The following is a 16,147-nucleotide window of genomic DNA, read 5'->3' on the forward strand; positions in this document are numbered from 1 at the left end:
TAGACGCTGGGCGCTGGAGCTAGAATAGAAAAGCGGAAGGTGCCTGGTTAGCGGCGACAAGCGCTGGAGAGCCAGCATTAGTGTCCTGGTTTTGGACACGTTGATGGATCGAAGCGACCTCGAGCCGATGGCACCTGCAGCTAGACATAGAAAAGCGAAAGCGACCGTTTAGCGGCGTAGAGACTGGAGCCCTCCGTATGAGATAAAGGAAACACGATGAGTGCAAACGAGTCCATGTTGTCTTATCGTAAGGAGGAGAGCGAAATCTACTAGACGCTGGGCGCTGGAGCTAGAATAGAAAAGCGGAAGGTGCCTGGTTAGCGGCGACAAGCGCTGGAGAGCCAGCAATCCGTGCCCTGCTCTTTGGGCACGTTTGATGGACCGAAGCGGCATAGAGACTCGAATACCTTTGATCAGCCATATAATGTAGGTGGCGCTAGAGCATGTTTTTATTTTAGTAGTCTTAAGAGGCCCTTATTAGAAGAAAAATCCCACATTGGATTCCAACACTTTTTCTTAACTTCAAATAAAGAGGCGATGCTAGATCGCCTCTTCCTCTTTAGCTTTGACTTTTAACGAGCGCTTGCTCAATATCACTAATAATATCATTTACGTTCTCAATTCCAATAGAAAGACGAATTAACTCTGGAGAAACTCCAGCTGAGCGCTGGTCTGCTTCAGATAATTGCTGATGAGTTGTACTAGCAGGGTGAATGACTAATGATTTAGCATCACCAACATTGGCAACATGAGAAAGTAATTCTAATGCATTAATGAATTTCTTTCCTTCGTCAGTACCTCCCTTGATACCAAATGTAAGAATGGCCCCCTTACCATTTGGTAAGTACTTATTAGCTAAGTCATATGAGCGATGTGATGGTAAACCAGCATAGCTTACCCATTCAACAAGCTCATGATTGTCTAGGAATTGAGCAACTTTTTCTGCATTCTCGCAATGACGTTCCATACGTAAATGGAGCGTTTCCAGGCCTTGTAATAATAAGAATGAATTTAACGGTGCAATGGCAGGTCCTAAATCACGTAATAATTGCACTCGGGCTTTGATAATGTATGCTAGATTTCCTAAAGCTTCTGTATATACTAAACCGTGATAACTTGGGTCAGGCTCTGATAAACCAGGGAACTTTCCATTACCCCAGTCGAAATTTCCACCGTCCACGATAACCCCGCCAATCGATGTTCCATGTCCACCCATAAATTTAGTTGCAGAATGAACGACAATGTCAGCGCCATGTTCAATCGGGCGACATAAAGCTGGTGTTACTAGAGTCGCATCAACCATGAGCGGAACACCATGTTTATGAGCCACTGCTGCTACAGCTTCAACGTCAAGAATATCTCCTTGTGGATTCCCAATCATTTCGCCGTAAAGTAATTTCGTATTAGGTGTTATTGCACGCTCAAACGCTTCAGGATCTGTACCATCTACAAGATGAACTGTAATCCCCATCTTTTTTAACGTATGTACAAATAGATTGTACGTTCCGCCATATAATGCACTAGAAGCGACGATTTCATCGCCATTTTCACAAATATTTAGGATAGCAAGATGTATAGCAGAGCTCCCACTTGCAGTAGCTAAAGCAGCTACTCCACCTTCTAGTTCCGCAACTCTCTTCTCAAATACATCTTGTGTAGGGTTCATAATTCGAGTATAGATATTCCCAAATTCTGATAAAGAAAAAAGATTTGCAGCATGTTCAGTACTTTTAAAACCGTACGATGTCGTTTGATAAATAGGCACAGCTCTTGATTGTGTTGTTGGATCTACTTCTTGTCCACCATGAACAGCTATCGTTTCTAAAGACCACTTGTTATCACTCATTTTTTTCTTCCTCCCACTCCCACCTAAAAAAACCGATAGGAAAATATGAATTTTGCGCTGATTATATCCTTTATCTCCTCTGTTTGTCAATGTATTATGAGTTTTCTGTCAGTTTATTTTATTTGTAAATGATCTCTCAATTTTTCTAAAGACTTCGGTCCAATTCCTGATACATTTTGTAAATCTTCGACCGTTTGAAAAGGTCCATTATCATCACGATATGATATTATCGCCTCGGCTTTAGCTGGACCAATGCCAGGAAGTTGCTGTAGTTCCTCACTAGTCGCCTGATTAATATTTACTTTTCCATCCTGACTTGTAGACGTTTGATTGCCTCCTATCATCGCTTCAACCATAGGTACTTCCTCTTCACCCACTTTTGGGATATAAACAACTATCGCATCAGAAAGAACTGCTGCCAAATTGATTTTCATTTCGTCTGCAGCTGGTGTTAGGCCGCCTGCCAATTGTATTAAGTCTTTCATTCTCTGCCCCTCCTCGAGTTCATATACACCTGGATAAGCCACTTCCCCTTTTAAATCAATAATAATTTGTTGTTGTTGTTCAGTGACATCTTGTTCTTTTGTCTCCTCTCCTTCAAAGTACCAATTCATTTCTTCTAATTCGTTATCGTTGTTGTTGTAAAAGTGATAAATAAAGCTTAAACTTACTACTAGAAGCAATACTCCAATCATAGTAATTAGCCCTAATTCACGCTTGGAGAATTTCATCATTACACCTCGCTATAGGAAAGGATGTTAAACATGAGTGTACATTTAGCGATATCTAAACAAGTTCAAAACCATATAAATGGACAAACTGAATTCAAAAGACTAGACGCTATGCGTGAAGCAACAATCGAAAAAGTAGTTGCTGATGCAAAGAAAGGTATTGATTTTTCTGTAACAGAAATTAATCAAATTACAAATGAAATGAACGGAATTGCAATGAAGTTTGGTTTTCCAACCAGAAAAACGGTGACAAAAGAAATGGTTAAAGAATTTGCGGAGAGATCTTAAAAACTAACGATTAATGAAAAACAAACATAATACGATTATCCCCCTCATATATTTACGTTAAAGACTGTCTAGAGGACATTCTGTAGCCCCTATGTGAGCACAGCGTGAGGAAAAGGAGGGATGCAACATGAATATTGGGATAATAGGTACAGGAAGTATGGGAACCATCTTAATTGATTCCTTAATTGAAGCAAAAGCTGTCACTCCATCCCAGCTGTTCATTCATAATCGTACTTTAGAAAAAGTAAAAGTCATTGAGAAGAAACATCATTCACTTCACATATGCGAAACCCCAAATGATGTAGTAAAACAAACAGATCTCATTTTTATTTGTGTTAAACCTTTACAATTCTACTCATTGTTAGAGACAATTCAAGCCGATTGTTATAGCAATCAATTGCTCGTTTCAATTACGAGTCCAATTTCTGTAAAACAATTGGAGCAAATGGTCAATTGTAAAGTTGCCAGAGCCATTCCTAGCATTTTAAATCGAGCACATGCCGGACCTTCATTATTGAGCTTCGGGAAACGCTGTACAACTAAAGATAAAAAGCTACTCACCTCCCTTTTGAGTAACATATCTAATCCACTTGAAATCGAAGAAAACGTTACAAGAGTCGCTTCAGATATTGTTAGTTGTGGGCCTGCTTTTTTTAGTTATATTTTGCAACGATTTGTGGATGCTGCGGTAAGGCAAACTGAAATTACAGAAGAGGATGCAACTACACTTGCAACTAACATGATTATCGGAATGGGGAAGTTGTTAGAAAAGGAGATTTTTACTTTACCTACATTACAACAAAGAGTCTGTGTACCTGGGGGCATAACTGGTGAAGGAATTAAAGTATTAGAAGAGGAAATCGGGCAAATGTTTGATCATCTCTTTCAACAAACTCATGCTAAATACTATGAAGATAAAGAATTGATTGAACAACAATTTTCTTCTAAAACATACAAAGAATAAGACAAGAGACTAATGCGTCTCTTGTCTTATTCTTTGTTCATCGTTAAATTCCTGCTGATTTTTTTCTCGCAACAAAAAAAATTCTCTCGCTTGCTTCGGCAATCTTTACACCAAAATCTGCACTAGTTTCAAGAATAGAAAATCCAGCTTCTTCTAACCACTGAATATATTGTTCAATAGGATAGGTACGCTGTTCATGAAATTCTTCGTGCCTTGTATATGTCTCATCTTCATTTTGAACAAAAAACGTTAAGTCGTGCTCCACGCTGTGTGGAACCTCTCCTGTAAACGCCTTCCAAATATACGAAATACTTTCTTCGTCGTCAGCAAAAACTTGTCCTGCAAATACATGGTCCATCTTAAAACAAGAATGTACATCAAAAATTAATAAGCCATTATCTTTTAAGTTTTGGTAAAAAGCTGAAAACGCAGCTTGAACATCTCTTGGATTTGTTAAATAGTTCAGGCTGTCACAATACGTAAGAACAGCATCATATTCCCCAAGTCCTTCGAGATCTCTCATATCCTGCTCAAATAAGCGCGCAGTTAACTTGGCTGCTTCCAGCTTTTTATTGGCAACGACTAACATATCACTTGATAAATCTACACCTGTGACTAGAAAACCTTCTTTAGCTAAACGGATAAGAAGCTCACCGGTACCACAACCAACATCTAATATTTCATTAGCTTCTGGTGCATACATTTGAAGCTTTTGTTTAGTAAACGTCAGCCATGCATCATAAGGTGCATCCTTCATTAATTGATCATATAAGTAAGCAAACTGCTCGTAGTTCATCTTTTTTCCTTTCCTAACAGACTACAGTAGTTCCCCTTCAAGTTCCATTACTTGTGCGTCGCCCCATAGCTTTTCTAAATTGTAATAAGAACGCTCATCACGATGGAACACGTGCACAACTATATCATTTAAGTCAACAAGAACCCAACGTCCTTGTTCAAACCCTTCTAAGCGCTTTAAATCCATGCCGTTTTCTTGAGCAACTTTCTTTAATTCATGTGCAATTGCCTGCACTTGTTTATCTGAATTACCGTGGCAAATAATAAAGTAGTCAGCAATTAAAGAAACACCCTTCATATTTAGAACTACTATGTCCTCGGCTTTTTTATCATCAATTGCATTTACAGCTAATTTTAATACGTTGTTTACATCCATTAAGATGATTACCTCCCTTTTTTCCATTCAGTTAAAAGTTGATTGTAAGCTGCTAATGTATCAGGGTAAATCAGTTGACTTTTTTTCATTAAGAACGTCATCGTATTTCGCAATGACATAATACAAGCATAATTAAGATCGTTTGCTGCTGTTTCTCTTACTTCTTCTACACCTGGAAATTGTCTCCCAGGTTCAATATAGTCCGCTAAAAAAACGACCTTTTCTAATGTTGTCATATTTGGTCTACCCGTTGTATGGTAACGAATCGCAGACAATATTTCATCATCTTTAATGCCAACCTCATGTTCTACCCAATAGGCTCCACACGGGGCATGTAATAATTCATTTCCATAGTGCAGAAAGTCATCTCCAAGGTTTTGTTCCCTTATAAGCTGACGCATTTCATCTTTCGGTCTAAATTTAGCGTAATCGTGAAAAATACTAGCTAGCTCTGCTTTTTCTTCGTCAATACCTTGCTGCTTAGCCAATTGGATAGCTGTTTCCATCACTCCGATTGTGTGAGTGTACCTGTGATCAGTCAAATGAGGCTTAACGATTTCTAATGCTTGCGCTCGTTCCATATAACTCTCTCTCCTCAATAAAATGACGGACTTGTTCAGGAACAAAATAACGAATACTACGTCCCTTCTTAAGTCTTTCTCTAATATCTGTTGAAGAAATATCTACCTGTGGTATCGTTAATAATTTCATCTTGTCTTCATACATAGTGGGTTGTGAGTAGCCAGGGCGCTGCAGCCCAACGAATGTTACATATTCAAACAACTCATCTATCCGCTCCCATGTATGAAGCTGCTCAATCATATCTCCACCGATAATAAAATAAAATTCCACATCAGGTAACTTCGTTTTTAGCTCTTTTAGTGTATCTACCGTATAGGATGGACCATTTCGTTCTAACTCAACAGTAGAAAGAATAAATTGCTCTTTACCTTCAATTGCTTTTGTTACCATTTCAATCCGGTCATTAATAGATGAAACATCGTTCGTTTTTTTATGGGGAGGAATATTTGCTGGCATAAACCATATTTCATCTAACTTACATTGCTCTAATACTTCTTGAGCAATAAGTAAGTGCCCGATATGTGGAGGGTCAAATGTACCTCCAAGAATACCGATTTTTCGCACAATCATTACTCCCCTTTATTGTTCTATTATTGTGGGAGCTCCAGCTGTTTATTTTCTTTAGATTCTTTATACAATACAATCGTATTCCCAATCACTTGTACAAGTTCAGCTTTTGCTCCTTTGCTTAAATCGTTCGCCACTTCATCTTTTTCATCTTCACAGTTTTGTAATACACTTACTTTTAATAATTCTCTTGCTTCTAATGCATCATTAATTTGTTTAATCATATTCTCATTCACGCCACCTTTTCCTACTTGGAAAATTGGTGTAAGATGATGTGCTTTTGAGCGTAAGAAACGTTTTTGTTTTCCTGTTAACATGTACTTATGATCCTCCTAATTGTTGTAATACAACTTTCTCCATTTTACTGCGATCGGGCGAGTGCCCTGTCCACTTTTCAAAGGCAAGTGCCCCCTGTCCCACAAACATTCCGACTCCATTTAAAATGGTTGCCCCTTTCGCTTCAGCCTCTTGCAAAAATTTTGTCTTCAATGGGTTGTAGATTAAATCACTTACCACTGAATCCACTCTTAGGTTTCCTAAATCAATCGGTAATTGATCGATGTTTGGACTCATTCCAACTGAAGTCGTATTTATGATTAGGTCATAGATATCTAAACACATAGCAGCTTCTTCAACTGAACAAACCATTACATTCGTATTTCCGCAGTTACATTCATTTGCTAGAATGGCTGCTTTTTCTTTCGTGCGGTTAGCAATGTGTAATTCAGGAACACCATATCTTGAAAGTACTGTAAATACAGCACGGGCAGCTCCACCTGCACCGATTATTAAGACTTTCATATGTTGTAGCTGTTCCCCAGTAATTTTTTGTAATGACTGCAAGTACCCTTCTCCGTCTGTATTATAACCGATTAATCTTCCGTCTTTATTGACAACGGTATTAACTGCTCCAATTAATTTTGCTTCCTCGTCTACTTCGTCTAAATATTTCATGACCTCGACTTTATGAGGAATAGTTACATTAAAACCAGTTATATCTAGTGCACGAATTCCATTTACAGCGCTCTCTAAGTTTGACACTTTAACATCAAATGCATGGTAATGATGGTCAAGGTTTAAACTTCGAAAAGCATCATTGTGCATTCTTGGTGACATTGAATGACTTACAGGATTCCCTAGCAATCCAAATAATTTCCCCATCGTTCTCTCCCCTTTTTAAATGAGCGCTGGTCGAATTGTTACCCCTACACCTTTAGGAGCGTATGCTTGGACGTGAACATTTTCTTGGTGTACTGCAACCCAGCCTAAACCTGAAAAGACGATATCACTTTTTTCTTTAATATAAAAGTCATGTTTCACTAATTCAGGTAAATTATCTTTTGTTTCTGGGCCTGGGGGTGACAACAATTCACCTAAGTGATTCTGATATAACTCGTCGGCTTTGTCTAGTTTCGTTCGATGGATGTTGATTTCATTCGAGAAGTAACAAACAAATGAACCTCTCTCACCTTCTATAAAGTCAAATCTCGCTAACCCGCCAAAGTACAATGTTTGTTCTTCGTTTAATTGAAATACCATTGATTTGATTTCTTTTTTTGGTGTAATTACTTTTAATTCTTTTTTATCAATGTAATGTGCAATTTGATGGTGATTTATAATACCAGGTGTATCATAAAGTGCAGAACCATCATCTAACGGAATGTCAATCATATCTAATGTAGTTCCTGGAAAATGGGAAGTTGTAATTAACTGCTCCTCATCTCCACCAAATTCTTTAATAATTCTGTTGATGAAGGTTGACTTCCCAACATTTGTACAACCTACAACGTAGACATCCTTTCCTTTTCTAAGTTCTTCAATACGATTAGCAACATCTAGAACACCAAGTCCTTTCTCTGCACTAATCAGCATTACATCAATTGGTTTTAACCCTAAATCTTTAGATGATCTCTTCATCCAATTAATTAACTTGTTATTGTTAAGCGACTTCGGTAGTAAATCGACTTTATTTCCTACTAAAAGAACGTCATTATTCCCAACAAAGCGGTGTAGTCCAGGTAACCAACTTCCATTAAAGTCAAAAATATCTACAATCTTAACAATAAGTGAATTTGTTTTTCCTAATGTATTTAAGATTTTTAAGAAATCATCATCAGTTAATTCGACATCCTGAACTTCATTATAATGTTTTAAACGGAAGCAGCGTTGACAAATAACTACATCACGTTCTAAAGCTGAAGTTGGAGCATACCCAAGTTGACTTTTGTCAGTCGTCTGAACTTTTACACCGCAGCCAGCACAAATAATATCTCTTTCTTCCACTATTCATCCTCCAATGTTCGTACGTTAAGTGATCTTTTCTTTTTTCTTAACACTTTTCCTTATTTGTATTATTTGAAACGAGTATGTTGTTATCCTCTAATATGTAATGATTTTTTGGAAAAAGTGTAAGTTCTTTGCTTTTCGGGTATAGCATTACTAGCCTGTCAATTTATTGTTAAAGGATAAATGTTCCATACCTTTAATCAAACCGTAAGTATACAATTTTTTTCATTAGAATTCAATTATTTTGCATAAAGGAGTTGACGCTCATTATAAAATTCAAGCCGTTTTCGTTAACTTTGTTGCTACTGGACCAATTTTTGAACAAAACCTTCAGCCTATAGCGTGAAGGACAAATTATAAAAATACTAGAGATATTCCGAAAAAATTCGTTATTTTTCAAAAAAATAAAAAAAGTTTTCGACAAAAATTGGCTGTTATCTACACTGTGGATAACTTTATACACCTATCAACATCTTATAAATTCTGGAATTTTTACATTTATAAACAAGTAATCAACAAGTTATCCACGATTAATTGTGGATAAAACGAACGGTTGTTCTATTTTTTTGTACATGATAGGATTAAGTTACAACACATTGGAAATCCTATTAGTATATGAATTCACTACTATAACATGCCTTATACATAAAAAATAATTTTTAAACTGTTACTCTCGACTATCCTATTTCATTTTGAAGGAGGTTAATTATTAATGAAGAAACTATCAGATGATCTTTTAATTGAAACTTACTTCAAAGCTATTGAACTTAAATTAAGTGAAGATTTTATTTACTTGATTAAACTTGAAATTGACCGTCGATCTCTATCAGACAAAATTAAACTTACTTCATAAAACAACATCGTATAAATTAACACAACAGACCAACTCATAAGGAGTTGGTCTGCTTTTTGTAGGTTACTAATTCCCTTGTTTATCAATCATCATGAAAGAGGACACCCAATTATCGTAATCAGGATATCCCTTTTCCTAACGGATTTTAATGTATTCTCTTGGCCTAAATGGCTCGATTCGCTCCACTTGTCGAGGGGCCTCCAAAATCCCCATATTTTCATGTTCTTCATCTAAATTATACATTTGGATTAGTCGATCATTTAGAGAATCGGCTTGCCATGCACCGATAAACATGATTGTAAAGATCGCTAGTGCAACCAATCCTTTTCTAAGTCTCATTTTTTTCACTCCAGTGTCGTCTAAGAAAATAGATGTTAGTTATAGAATGAAAAATAAATCTAAAAAATATACATAGATCTTAGAAAAAAATTACATATTTTTGTCTTTTTTGTGAAAACTGCCAGTGTTTTTACTCGCATAAAAAAATTTTTTTTTTCCGTTTTTGCGAATTTCTACTTATTTATAAAGAACAATAAATACTAATCGTTTTGCTATGGTTTCTAAGGTGCAAGTGTTTTTAATTTATTATATAATTTGTTTTAGCCTTGTAATGTCCGCATATCATCAACTATGAAAGCACCTGTTTTAAACTGAAGTAAATTTTTGTGTTCGATAAGTATCTCTATGACATAGCTAATTCGGTGTTCTCTAAAGAGGCTGTATCAAAATTAGTGGTGAGCTCCTCAAGTTAAAAAATAAATAGTTAGTTCAAAGTGCCCTAGCAACTATTTGTTTTCTTTATAAGAAGCTAAACACTATAGATCGGCCTCTTTAATTGTGATATGTCACGAAAAATAATTTAAGGAGGTAATAAACATTGACTGCTCTACACTGGGCTACAATATCACCATTCTTACTAGCCATTCTTGTTCCATTTCTTTATAAGTATCTTCGAAACATACATACGGGCTGGTTCGTACTTGCATTACCTGTATTCCTATTTATTTATTTCATTCAGTTTCTTCCAGTCACTTCGAATGGGGATGTAGTAAAACATACAGTTCCATGGGTACCTTCTTTAGGTATTAACTTTACTGTTTACGTTGATGGACTGAGTTTACTCTTTTTACTACTTATCACTGGGATAGGTTCACTCGTTGTTCTTTATTCTATTTATTACTTGTCTAAGAAAACTGAATCTCTAAATAACTTCTATGTTTATTTATTAATGTTTATGGGGGCAATGCTTGGAGTTGTTATTTCTGACAACTTGATTGTCTTATATGTTTTCTGGGAATTAACTAGTTTAGCTTCTTCGCTATTAATTAGTTATTGGTTCCACCGTGAGAAGTCCATATACGGGGCACAAAAATCAATGCTTATTACTGTATTTGGCGGCTTTGCAATGCTTGGTGGTTTCTCATTACTTTACGTTATGACAAACACGTTCAGTATCCGCGGCATTATTGAGCAAGCAGCGATCATTGCTAACGATCCGTTAATTTTACCAGCAATGCTTCTCATTCTATTGGGGGCTTTCACTAAGTCAGCACAGTTTCCTTTCCACATTTGGTTACCTGATGCGATGGAGGCACCTACACCTGTTAGTGCATACTTACACTCAGCGACGATGGTTAAAGCAGGTATTTATCTTGTTGCCCGCTTAACACCTGCATTTGGTGGCCTACCAGAATGGTTTTGGATTGTTTCAGCGTTTGGTATATTCACCTTACTTTGGGGCTCTGTATCTGCCGTTCGTCAGAAAGATTTAAAATCCATTTTAGCTTTCTCAACGATAAGCCAGCTTGGTTTAATTATGTCCTTACTCGGTTTAGGGTCTGCTGCTTTATATTATGGTACAGGTACAGAAGCAGCTCTCTATTATTCTGCAGCAACATTAGCGGCTGTTTTCCACTTAATTAACCATGCGACATTTAAGGGTGGCTTGTTTATGGCTGTTGGGATTATTGACCATGAAACAGGTACACGAGATATTCGTAAACTCGGTGGATTAATGGCAATTATGCCTATTACCTTTACAATCTCATTAATTGGTCTCGCAGCAATGGCAGGTTTACCTCCATTGAACGGTTTCTTAAGTAAGGAAATGTTCTTCACTGGAATTCTTAGGGCATCTGAGTTAGATATTTTTAATATGCAAACTTGGGGCTTACTATTCCCAGTAATTGGTTGGATTGCTAGTGTCTTCACGTTCGTATACTGTACGATCATGTTCTTCAAAACGTTTACTGGTAAATTCCAGCCTGAAAAACTTGATGTGAAACATGTACACGAAGCACCTATTGGCATGTTAATCAGTCCGATTATTTTAGTATCACTAGTTGTTATTTTTGGGTTCTTCCCGAACATTTTATCTTACACAATTATTGAGCCTGCAATGGCAGCTATCCTACCAGGCTTATTAGATGAAGGCCAACGTTTTTATGTCAATATCTATCACTGGCATGGGTTTAATACTGAATTACTCATGACGATTGGGGTTATCGGTGTTGGGATATTCATTTATCTGACAGCGAAGAAGTGGATGCAATTAAACATTTATTTGAAAGAGCGCGATCCATTAAACTATTTCTACGATCAATCATTAGTTGGATTAATTAAAGGCTCTACTAGCGTTACTCAAATTCAAATGACTGGGTTATTGCGTGATTATTTTGCTTACATGATTACATTTACGGTCCTTCTACTCGGATACACTTTTGTAAGGTACGATGTATTTGCTATTGATACAACAAATGTTGCTGTTATTTCTCCTTATATGTGGATCTTAACCCTTGTGTTTATTGCAGCAACGCTCGCAGTTCCGTTTATTAACCATCGAATTACCGCTATTATTATCGTTGGGGTAATTGGATTCTTATTAGCTCTATTCTTTGCAGTATTTAGAGCTCCTGATTTAGTTTTAACGCAATTACTTGTTGAAACGGTAATGGTTGTTCTTTTATTACTTGCCTTTTATCATTTACCAGAGCTTAGAAAAGAAAAATTCACTCCGCGCTTCAATGGTGTGAACTTAATCATATCTGTCGCTGTTGGTATTTTTATTACAGTTACAGCATTCAGTGCATTTGCTCTTAGTACGTCAAATGGTATTGAGCCGATTTCTCTATACTTCGTTGAAAACTCTTATACTTTAGCTGCTGGTAAAAATATGGTTAACGTCATCCTTGTTGATTTCCGTGGACTTGATACGTTACTAGAGGTTCTCGTACTTGGAATTGCGGCACTCGGAGTCGTTACACTTATTAAGCTAAGAATGACTGGGAGGGAAGATGTATGAGGTCGAACAATGTAATGCTTCACACAATCACTCGGATTGTTACTTTCACTATTCTTGCCTTCTCTGTCTACTTATTTTTCGCTGGTCATAACAATCCCGGTGGAGGATTTATTGGTGGATTAATGACGGCAAGTGCTTTATTGCTTATGTATTTAGGTTTTGATATGAAAAGTGTAAAAAAAGCAATTCCTTTCAACTTCACTCATATGATTGCAGTTGGATTATTAATCTCAATCTTTACGGGTCTTGGAAGTATCGGTCTTGGTTTTCCTTTTTTAACTCAATTTGATCGTTATGTTACAGTCCCGTTTCTAGGTGAATTTCACTTAACAACTGCATTACCGTTTGATTTAGGCATTTACCTAGTTGTAGTCGGTATTGCATTGTTAATAATTTTAACGATTGCGGAGGATGATGCTTAATGGAAATATTAATGTCCATCACAGTTGGTGTCCTCTTTATGGTTGGTACGTATTTAATCTTAACTAAAAGCTTACTGCGAGTAATTCTTGGATTAATGCTACTTTCTCACGGTGCGCATCTATTGTTATTGACGATGTCGGGGTTAAAAAGAGGAGCTCCTCCTTTACTAGGAGAAGAAGCTCCCTTCTATGCCGACCCGCTGCCACAAGCTTTAATTCTTACAGCAATTGTTATTAGCTTTGGTGTTACGGCATTTTTACTCGTGTTAGCTTATCGAACGTATAAAGAGCACAAAACAGATGATTTAGATAAATTAAGGGGAACTGGCGATGAATAATTTAGTAATATTACCAATATTAATACCATTTATCATCGGTACTGTACTCATCTTATTTGCAAAAAAGCACACGCTCCAACGCGTGATTAGTGGGTTTACAGTTTTTGCTCTTCTTGGTATATCTATCTATTTAGCCGTTTTAGTCTATCAAGAAGGCATACAAACATTAGAGCTAGGGAATTGGCAAGCACCGTTTGGAATTATCCTGGTTGCTGATATGTTTGCTACGATGATGGTCGTGCTTTCAAGTATCGTAGGTCTTGTCTGTTTATTTTTTGCCTTTCAAACGATTTCTAGTGAACGTGAAAAATATTACTTTTATCCGTTTTATTTTTTCCTTTTAACAGGGGTAAACGGTGCGTTTTTAACAGGTGACTTGTTTAACTTATTCGTATTCTTCGAGGTCATGCTAATCGCATCATATATCTTAATCGTAATTGGAGGGACAAAATATCAGCTACGTGAATCATTAAAATATGTAGCTATTAATATATTTGCTTCAATCCTGTTTATTGTTGGTGTTGCTTATATCTACGCAGCAACAGGAACATTAAATATGGCAGATTTAGCTGTTAAAGTTGCTCTATTAGAGCAACAAGGTGTATTGAATGTTATAGCTATTCTCTTCCTAATTGTATTTGGGATGAAGGGAGCTCTATTTCCACTATATTTCTGGTTACCTCGCTCCTACTACGGCCCGCCTGCTGCGATTGCAGCACTATTTGGTGGATTGTTAACAAAGGTTGGGATGTATGCGATTATTCGAACGTTTACACTAATCTTTAATCATGACCCTGGCTTTACACATACGATCATTTTAATCTTAGCTGGACTGACAATGTTCTTTGGGGTATTAGGTGCGGTATCACAATTTGATTTTAAACGTATCCTTTCCTACCACATCATTAGTCAGGTTGGTTACATGGTAATGGGCCTCGGTATTTTTACACCACTTGCTATTGCAGGTGCGATCTATTATATCGCTCACCACATTATCGTAAAAGCTGCACTATTCCTATTTGCAGGGGCTACACAAAAGTTAACAGGTACAACGAACTTAAAAGAGATGGGTGGAATATTAAAAACACATCCTTGGCTTTCTTGGTTGTTCTTTATCTCTGCAATTTCTTTAGCAGGAATTCCACCACTTAGTGGGTTCTTCAGTAAGTTTGCCCTTATTCTTGCGGGCTTTGAAGAAGGACGTTACGTTATCGTTACTGTCGCCTTAGTCGTAGGTTTATTAACCCTCTTCTCGATGATGAAAATCTTTATCTATGCTTTCTGGGGAGAGCAGAAGATGACTGAAAAGCAAGCAAAACAAAAGGTTGGAAAGTTAATTCTCCCAATTGTTCCTTTGGTCATTTTAACGATTGTGTTAGGCTTCTTCGCAGAACCGATCTTCTCATATTCATTAGAAGTTGCAGAAGAGCTTTTAAATCCTTCGATTTATATTAATTCTGTACTTAAGGAGTAGTTGCTATGGCTTTTCAAATTCTATTAAATCTCGTAATTGCCGTCATTTGGGTATTCTTGCAAAATAGCTACACCTGGGTCGACTTTTTAATCGGTTATGTAGTTGGTTTATTTATACTATTTGTACTCAGACGTTTTCTTAAATTCGATTTCTATTTCAGACGTGTGGTTGCAATAATCAAGCTAATCTTATTGTTTAGTAAAGAATTAATTCTAGCCAATTGGGATGTTATTAAGATCGTATTGAGCCCTAAAATGAATATTCAGCCTGGAATTATTGCAGTACCTACCAAATTAAAAACTGATTGGGAATTAACATTACTTGCTTCCCTCATCACGTTAACACCTGGTACATTATCGATGGATTTCTCGGATGATAATAAAATTCTTTATATCCACTCGATCCATGTTCCTGATAAAGAAGAAATGATTAAACAAATTCAAAATACGTTTGAAAAAGCCATCATGGAGGTGACCCATTGATGCTGCAAACTGTATTACAAATTGTACTCATCATCATGTCAATTTCACTATTCGTTTGCTTCATTCGAGCGATTATTGGACCTACCATGTCTGACCGTGTCGTCGCATTAGATACATTTGGTATTAACTTAATTGGCTTTGTTGGGATCCTCATGATTATTCAAGAAACAACAGCTTATGCAGAAATAATTCTTGTCCTAAGTATTCTTGCATTTGTCGGTTCCATTGCACTAGCCAAGTTTTTAGAAAGGGGTGTTGTCTTTGATCGAGATAGTAATTAGCCTATTCGTCCTATTAGGGGGCCTTCTAAGCCTTTTAGGGGCAGTGGGTATGATACGCTTCCCTGATGTATACGGACGCTTACACGCGGCTACAAAGAGTGCGACATTAGGCGTTATTTTAATCATGACAGCAACCTTCTTGTTCTTTCTCTTTAAGGAACAACTATTTGTTGCAAAAATCTTACTAACAATCCTTTTCGTATTCTTAACAGCACCTGTTGCTGGACTTATGATGTCTAGATCAGCCTATCGTATCGGTGTCCCCCTTTGGGAACATAGCATTCAAGATGATCTTAAAGCGAAGATGGAAAAAGACAAGAAAAAGACTCGTGCAAAAAGCTAAAGGAGATTTCTCCTTTAGCTTTTTTTTGGGAAAAGAAGCCTATTTGAGAGAGTACAGGAGTGAGATTAATTGCTAGTGTCAATCTAGGGGTAGCTCTGTTAGCATTGTCCACTTTGGTTACCGCTCCTTTCTCTTTTTTCCTCTTACGGGCACCATTGTTCCTCTTTGGTTACCGCTCTCTCCTCTTTTTTCCTCTTACGGGCACCATTGCTCCTCTT

20 protein-coding genes are annotated in these 16,147 nt (G+C 37.0%); 10 read left to right on the forward strand and 10 right to left on the reverse strand.

Annotated features, from left to right (window positions below; translation table 11 throughout):
• Window positions 1-559: 559 nt before the first annotated feature.
• The gene (locus GKP30_RS08400) at window positions 560-1,846 is read right to left on the reverse strand and encodes a homocysteine synthase (protein ID WP_216828987.1); all 1,287 of its coding nucleotides are present in this window, start codon (window positions 1,844-1,846) and stop codon (window positions 560-562) included.
• Between the two features lie 113 nt (window positions 1,847-1,959).
• Window positions 1,960-2,577: a helix-hairpin-helix domain-containing protein gene (locus GKP30_RS08405; protein WP_216828988.1), complete on the reverse strand. Its 618-nt coding sequence runs from the start codon at window positions 2,575-2,577 to the stop codon at window positions 1,960-1,962.
• A gap of 33 nt (window positions 2,578-2,610) precedes the next feature.
• On the opposite strand from GKP30_RS08405, the gene GKP30_RS08410 reads away from it, so the two are divergent.
• The gene (locus GKP30_RS08410) at window positions 2,611-2,865 is read left to right on the forward strand and encodes a DUF2533 family protein (protein ID WP_216828989.1); all 255 of its coding nucleotides are present in this window, start codon (window positions 2,611-2,613) and stop codon (window positions 2,863-2,865) included.
• 127 nt (window positions 2,866-2,992) lie between these two features.
• Window positions 2,993-3,829 (forward strand): late competence protein ComER, encoded by an 837-nt coding sequence (comER, locus tag GKP30_RS08415; RefSeq protein WP_216828990.1) that lies wholly within the window; start codon window positions 2,993-2,995, stop codon window positions 3,827-3,829.
• 43 nt (window positions 3,830-3,872) lie between these two features.
• Here the strand turns inward: comER and GKP30_RS08420 are convergent, their stop codons facing one another.
• From GKP30_RS08420 to yqeH, 7 genes are read right to left on the reverse strand one after another with little or no spacing between them, the layout of a single operon-like run.
• Window positions 3,873-4,625 carry a class I SAM-dependent DNA methyltransferase gene (locus tag GKP30_RS08420; RefSeq protein WP_216828991.1) on the reverse strand — a complete coding sequence of 251 codons (753 nt, stop codon included), beginning with the start codon at window positions 4,623-4,625 and terminating at the stop codon, window positions 3,873-3,875.
• A gap of 21 nt (window positions 4,626-4,646) precedes the next feature.
• The gene (rsfS, locus tag GKP30_RS08425; protein ID WP_216828992.1) at window positions 4,647-5,000 is read right to left on the reverse strand and encodes a ribosome silencing factor; all 354 of its coding nucleotides are present in this window, start codon (window positions 4,998-5,000) and stop codon (window positions 4,647-4,649) included.
• A gap of 8 nt (window positions 5,001-5,008) precedes the next feature.
• Window positions 5,009-5,581, reverse strand: coding sequence for a bis(5'-nucleosyl)-tetraphosphatase (symmetrical) YqeK (gene yqeK, locus GKP30_RS08430; RefSeq protein ID WP_216828993.1), 573 nt, complete (start codon window positions 5,579-5,581; stop codon window positions 5,009-5,011).
• Entirely contained in the window at window positions 5,550-6,146 is a 597-nt protein-coding gene (locus tag GKP30_RS08435) for a nicotinate-nucleotide adenylyltransferase (protein WP_216828994.1), read from the reverse strand. The genes yqeK and GKP30_RS08435 overlap by 32 nt, the downstream gene beginning before the upstream one ends.
• Window positions 6,147-6,172: 26 nt before the next feature.
• Window positions 6,173-6,466, reverse strand: coding sequence for a ribosome assembly RNA-binding protein YhbY (yhbY, locus tag GKP30_RS08440; RefSeq protein WP_216828995.1), 294 nt, complete (start codon window positions 6,464-6,466; stop codon window positions 6,173-6,175).
• Between the two features lie 4 nt (window positions 6,467-6,470).
• On the reverse strand, window positions 6,471-7,310 hold the full coding sequence (aroE, locus tag GKP30_RS08445) for a shikimate dehydrogenase (RefSeq protein WP_216828996.1): 840 nt from the start codon (window positions 7,308-7,310) through the stop codon (window positions 6,471-6,473).
• A gap of 15 nt (window positions 7,311-7,325) precedes the next feature.
• Window positions 7,326-8,432: a ribosome biogenesis GTPase YqeH gene (gene yqeH, locus GKP30_RS08450; RefSeq protein ID WP_216828997.1), complete on the reverse strand. Its 1,107-nt coding sequence runs from the start codon at window positions 8,430-8,432 to the stop codon at window positions 7,326-7,328.
• Window positions 8,433-9,147: 715 nt separating this feature from the next.
• Here yqeH and sda point away from each other — a divergent pair.
• Window positions 9,148-9,288, forward strand: a complete 141-nt coding sequence (gene sda / locus GKP30_RS08455) for a sporulation histidine kinase inhibitor Sda (RefSeq protein WP_216828998.1) — start codon at window positions 9,148-9,150, stop codon at window positions 9,286-9,288.
• Between the two features lie 135 nt (window positions 9,289-9,423).
• Here sda and GKP30_RS08460 read toward each other — a convergent pair whose 3' ends face one another.
• A complete protein-coding gene (locus GKP30_RS08460) occupies window positions 9,424-9,627 on the reverse strand; it encodes a hypothetical protein (RefSeq protein WP_216828999.1) in 204 nt (67 codons plus the stop codon).
• Window positions 9,628-10,165: 538 nt separating this feature from the next.
• On the opposite strand from GKP30_RS08460, the gene GKP30_RS08465 reads away from it, so the two are divergent.
• The 7 genes from GKP30_RS08465 to mnhG are packed head-to-tail and all read left to right on the forward strand — an operon-like array spanning window position 10,166 to window position 15,929.
• Entirely contained in the window at window positions 10,166-12,589 is a 2,424-nt protein-coding gene (locus GKP30_RS08465; protein WP_216829000.1) for a Na+/H+ antiporter subunit A, read from the forward strand.
• Window positions 12,586-13,011: a Na(+)/H(+) antiporter subunit B gene (locus GKP30_RS08470; protein ID WP_216829001.1), complete on the forward strand. Its 426-nt coding sequence runs from the start codon at window positions 12,586-12,588 to the stop codon at window positions 13,009-13,011. Before GKP30_RS08465 ends, GKP30_RS08470 begins: the two co-directional genes overlap by 4 nt.
• Window positions 13,011-13,349: a Na(+)/H(+) antiporter subunit C gene (locus GKP30_RS08475; protein WP_216829002.1), complete on the forward strand. Its 339-nt coding sequence runs from the start codon at window positions 13,011-13,013 to the stop codon at window positions 13,347-13,349. Before GKP30_RS08470 ends, GKP30_RS08475 begins: the two co-directional genes overlap by 1 nt.
• Window positions 13,342-14,823 (forward strand): Na+/H+ antiporter subunit D, encoded by a 1,482-nt coding sequence (locus tag GKP30_RS08480; protein WP_216829003.1) that lies wholly within the window; start codon window positions 13,342-13,344, stop codon window positions 14,821-14,823. Before GKP30_RS08475 ends, GKP30_RS08480 begins: the two co-directional genes overlap by 8 nt.
• Window positions 14,824-14,828: 5 nt before the next feature.
• Window positions 14,829-15,305 carry a Na+/H+ antiporter subunit E gene (locus tag GKP30_RS08485; RefSeq protein ID WP_216829004.1) on the forward strand — a complete coding sequence of 159 codons (477 nt, stop codon included), beginning with the start codon at window positions 14,829-14,831 and terminating at the stop codon, window positions 15,303-15,305.
• Window positions 15,305-15,586 (forward strand): Na(+)/H(+) antiporter subunit F1, encoded by a 282-nt coding sequence (locus tag GKP30_RS08490; RefSeq protein WP_216829130.1) that lies wholly within the window; start codon window positions 15,305-15,307, stop codon window positions 15,584-15,586. Before GKP30_RS08485 ends, GKP30_RS08490 begins: the two co-directional genes overlap by 1 nt.
• A complete protein-coding gene (mnhG, locus tag GKP30_RS08495) occupies window positions 15,561-15,929 on the forward strand; it encodes a monovalent cation/H(+) antiporter subunit G (protein ID WP_216829005.1) in 369 nt (122 codons plus the stop codon). The genes GKP30_RS08490 and mnhG overlap by 26 nt, the downstream gene beginning before the upstream one ends.
• Window positions 15,930-16,147: the final 218 nt, after the last annotated feature.

Source organism: Alkalihalobacterium elongatum (assembly GCF_019024285.1).
Lineage (GTDB): Bacteria > Bacillota > Bacilli > Bacillales > Bacillaceae_F > Alkalihalobacterium > Alkalihalobacterium elongatum.

Bases quoted from the DNA above. Each gene is read 5' to 3' on its own strand.
- GKP30_RS08400 (WP_216828987.1), bottom strand. From the start codon at position 1,846: ATGAGTGATAACAAGTGGTCTTTAGAAACGATAGCTGTTCATGGTGGA.
- GKP30_RS08405 (WP_216828988.1), bottom strand. From the start codon at position 2,577: ATGAAATTCTCCAAGCGTGAATTAGGGCTAATTACTATGATTGGAGTA.
- GKP30_RS08410 (WP_216828989.1), top strand. From the start codon at position 2,611: ATGAGTGTACATTTAGCGATATCTAAACAAGTTCAAAACCATATAAAT.
- comER (WP_216828990.1), top strand. From the start codon at position 2,993: ATGAATATTGGGATAATAGGTACAGGAAGTATGGGAACCATCTTAATT.
- GKP30_RS08420 (WP_216828991.1), bottom strand. From the start codon at position 4,625: ATGAACTACGAGCAGTTTGCTTACTTATATGATCAATTAATGAAGGAT.
- rsfS (WP_216828992.1), bottom strand. From the start codon at position 5,000: ATGGATGTAAACAACGTATTAAAATTAGCTGTAAATGCAATTGATGAT.
- yqeK (WP_216828993.1), bottom strand. From the start codon at position 5,581: ATGGAACGAGCGCAAGCATTAGAAATCGTTAAGCCTCATTTGACTGAT.
- yhbY (WP_216828995.1), bottom strand. From the start codon at position 6,466: ATGTTAACAGGAAAACAAAAACGTTTCTTACGCTCAAAAGCACATCAT.
- aroE (WP_216828996.1), bottom strand. From the start codon at position 7,310: ATGGGGAAATTATTTGGATTGCTAGGGAATCCTGTAAGTCATTCAATG.
- sda (WP_216828998.1), top strand. From the start codon at position 9,148: ATGAAGAAACTATCAGATGATCTTTTAATTGAAACTTACTTCAAAGCT.
- GKP30_RS08460 (WP_216828999.1), bottom strand. From the start codon at position 9,627: ATGAGACTTAGAAAAGGATTGGTTGCACTAGCGATCTTTACAATCATG.
- GKP30_RS08470 (WP_216829001.1), top strand. From the start codon at position 12,586: ATGAGGTCGAACAATGTAATGCTTCACACAATCACTCGGATTGTTACT.
- GKP30_RS08475 (WP_216829002.1), top strand. From the start codon at position 13,011: ATGGAAATATTAATGTCCATCACAGTTGGTGTCCTCTTTATGGTTGGT.
- GKP30_RS08480 (WP_216829003.1), top strand. From the start codon at position 13,342: ATGAATAATTTAGTAATATTACCAATATTAATACCATTTATCATCGGT.
- GKP30_RS08485 (WP_216829004.1), top strand. From the start codon at position 14,829: ATGGCTTTTCAAATTCTATTAAATCTCGTAATTGCCGTCATTTGGGTA.
- GKP30_RS08490 (WP_216829130.1), top strand. From the start codon at position 15,305: ATGCTGCAAACTGTATTACAAATTGTACTCATCATCATGTCAATTTCA.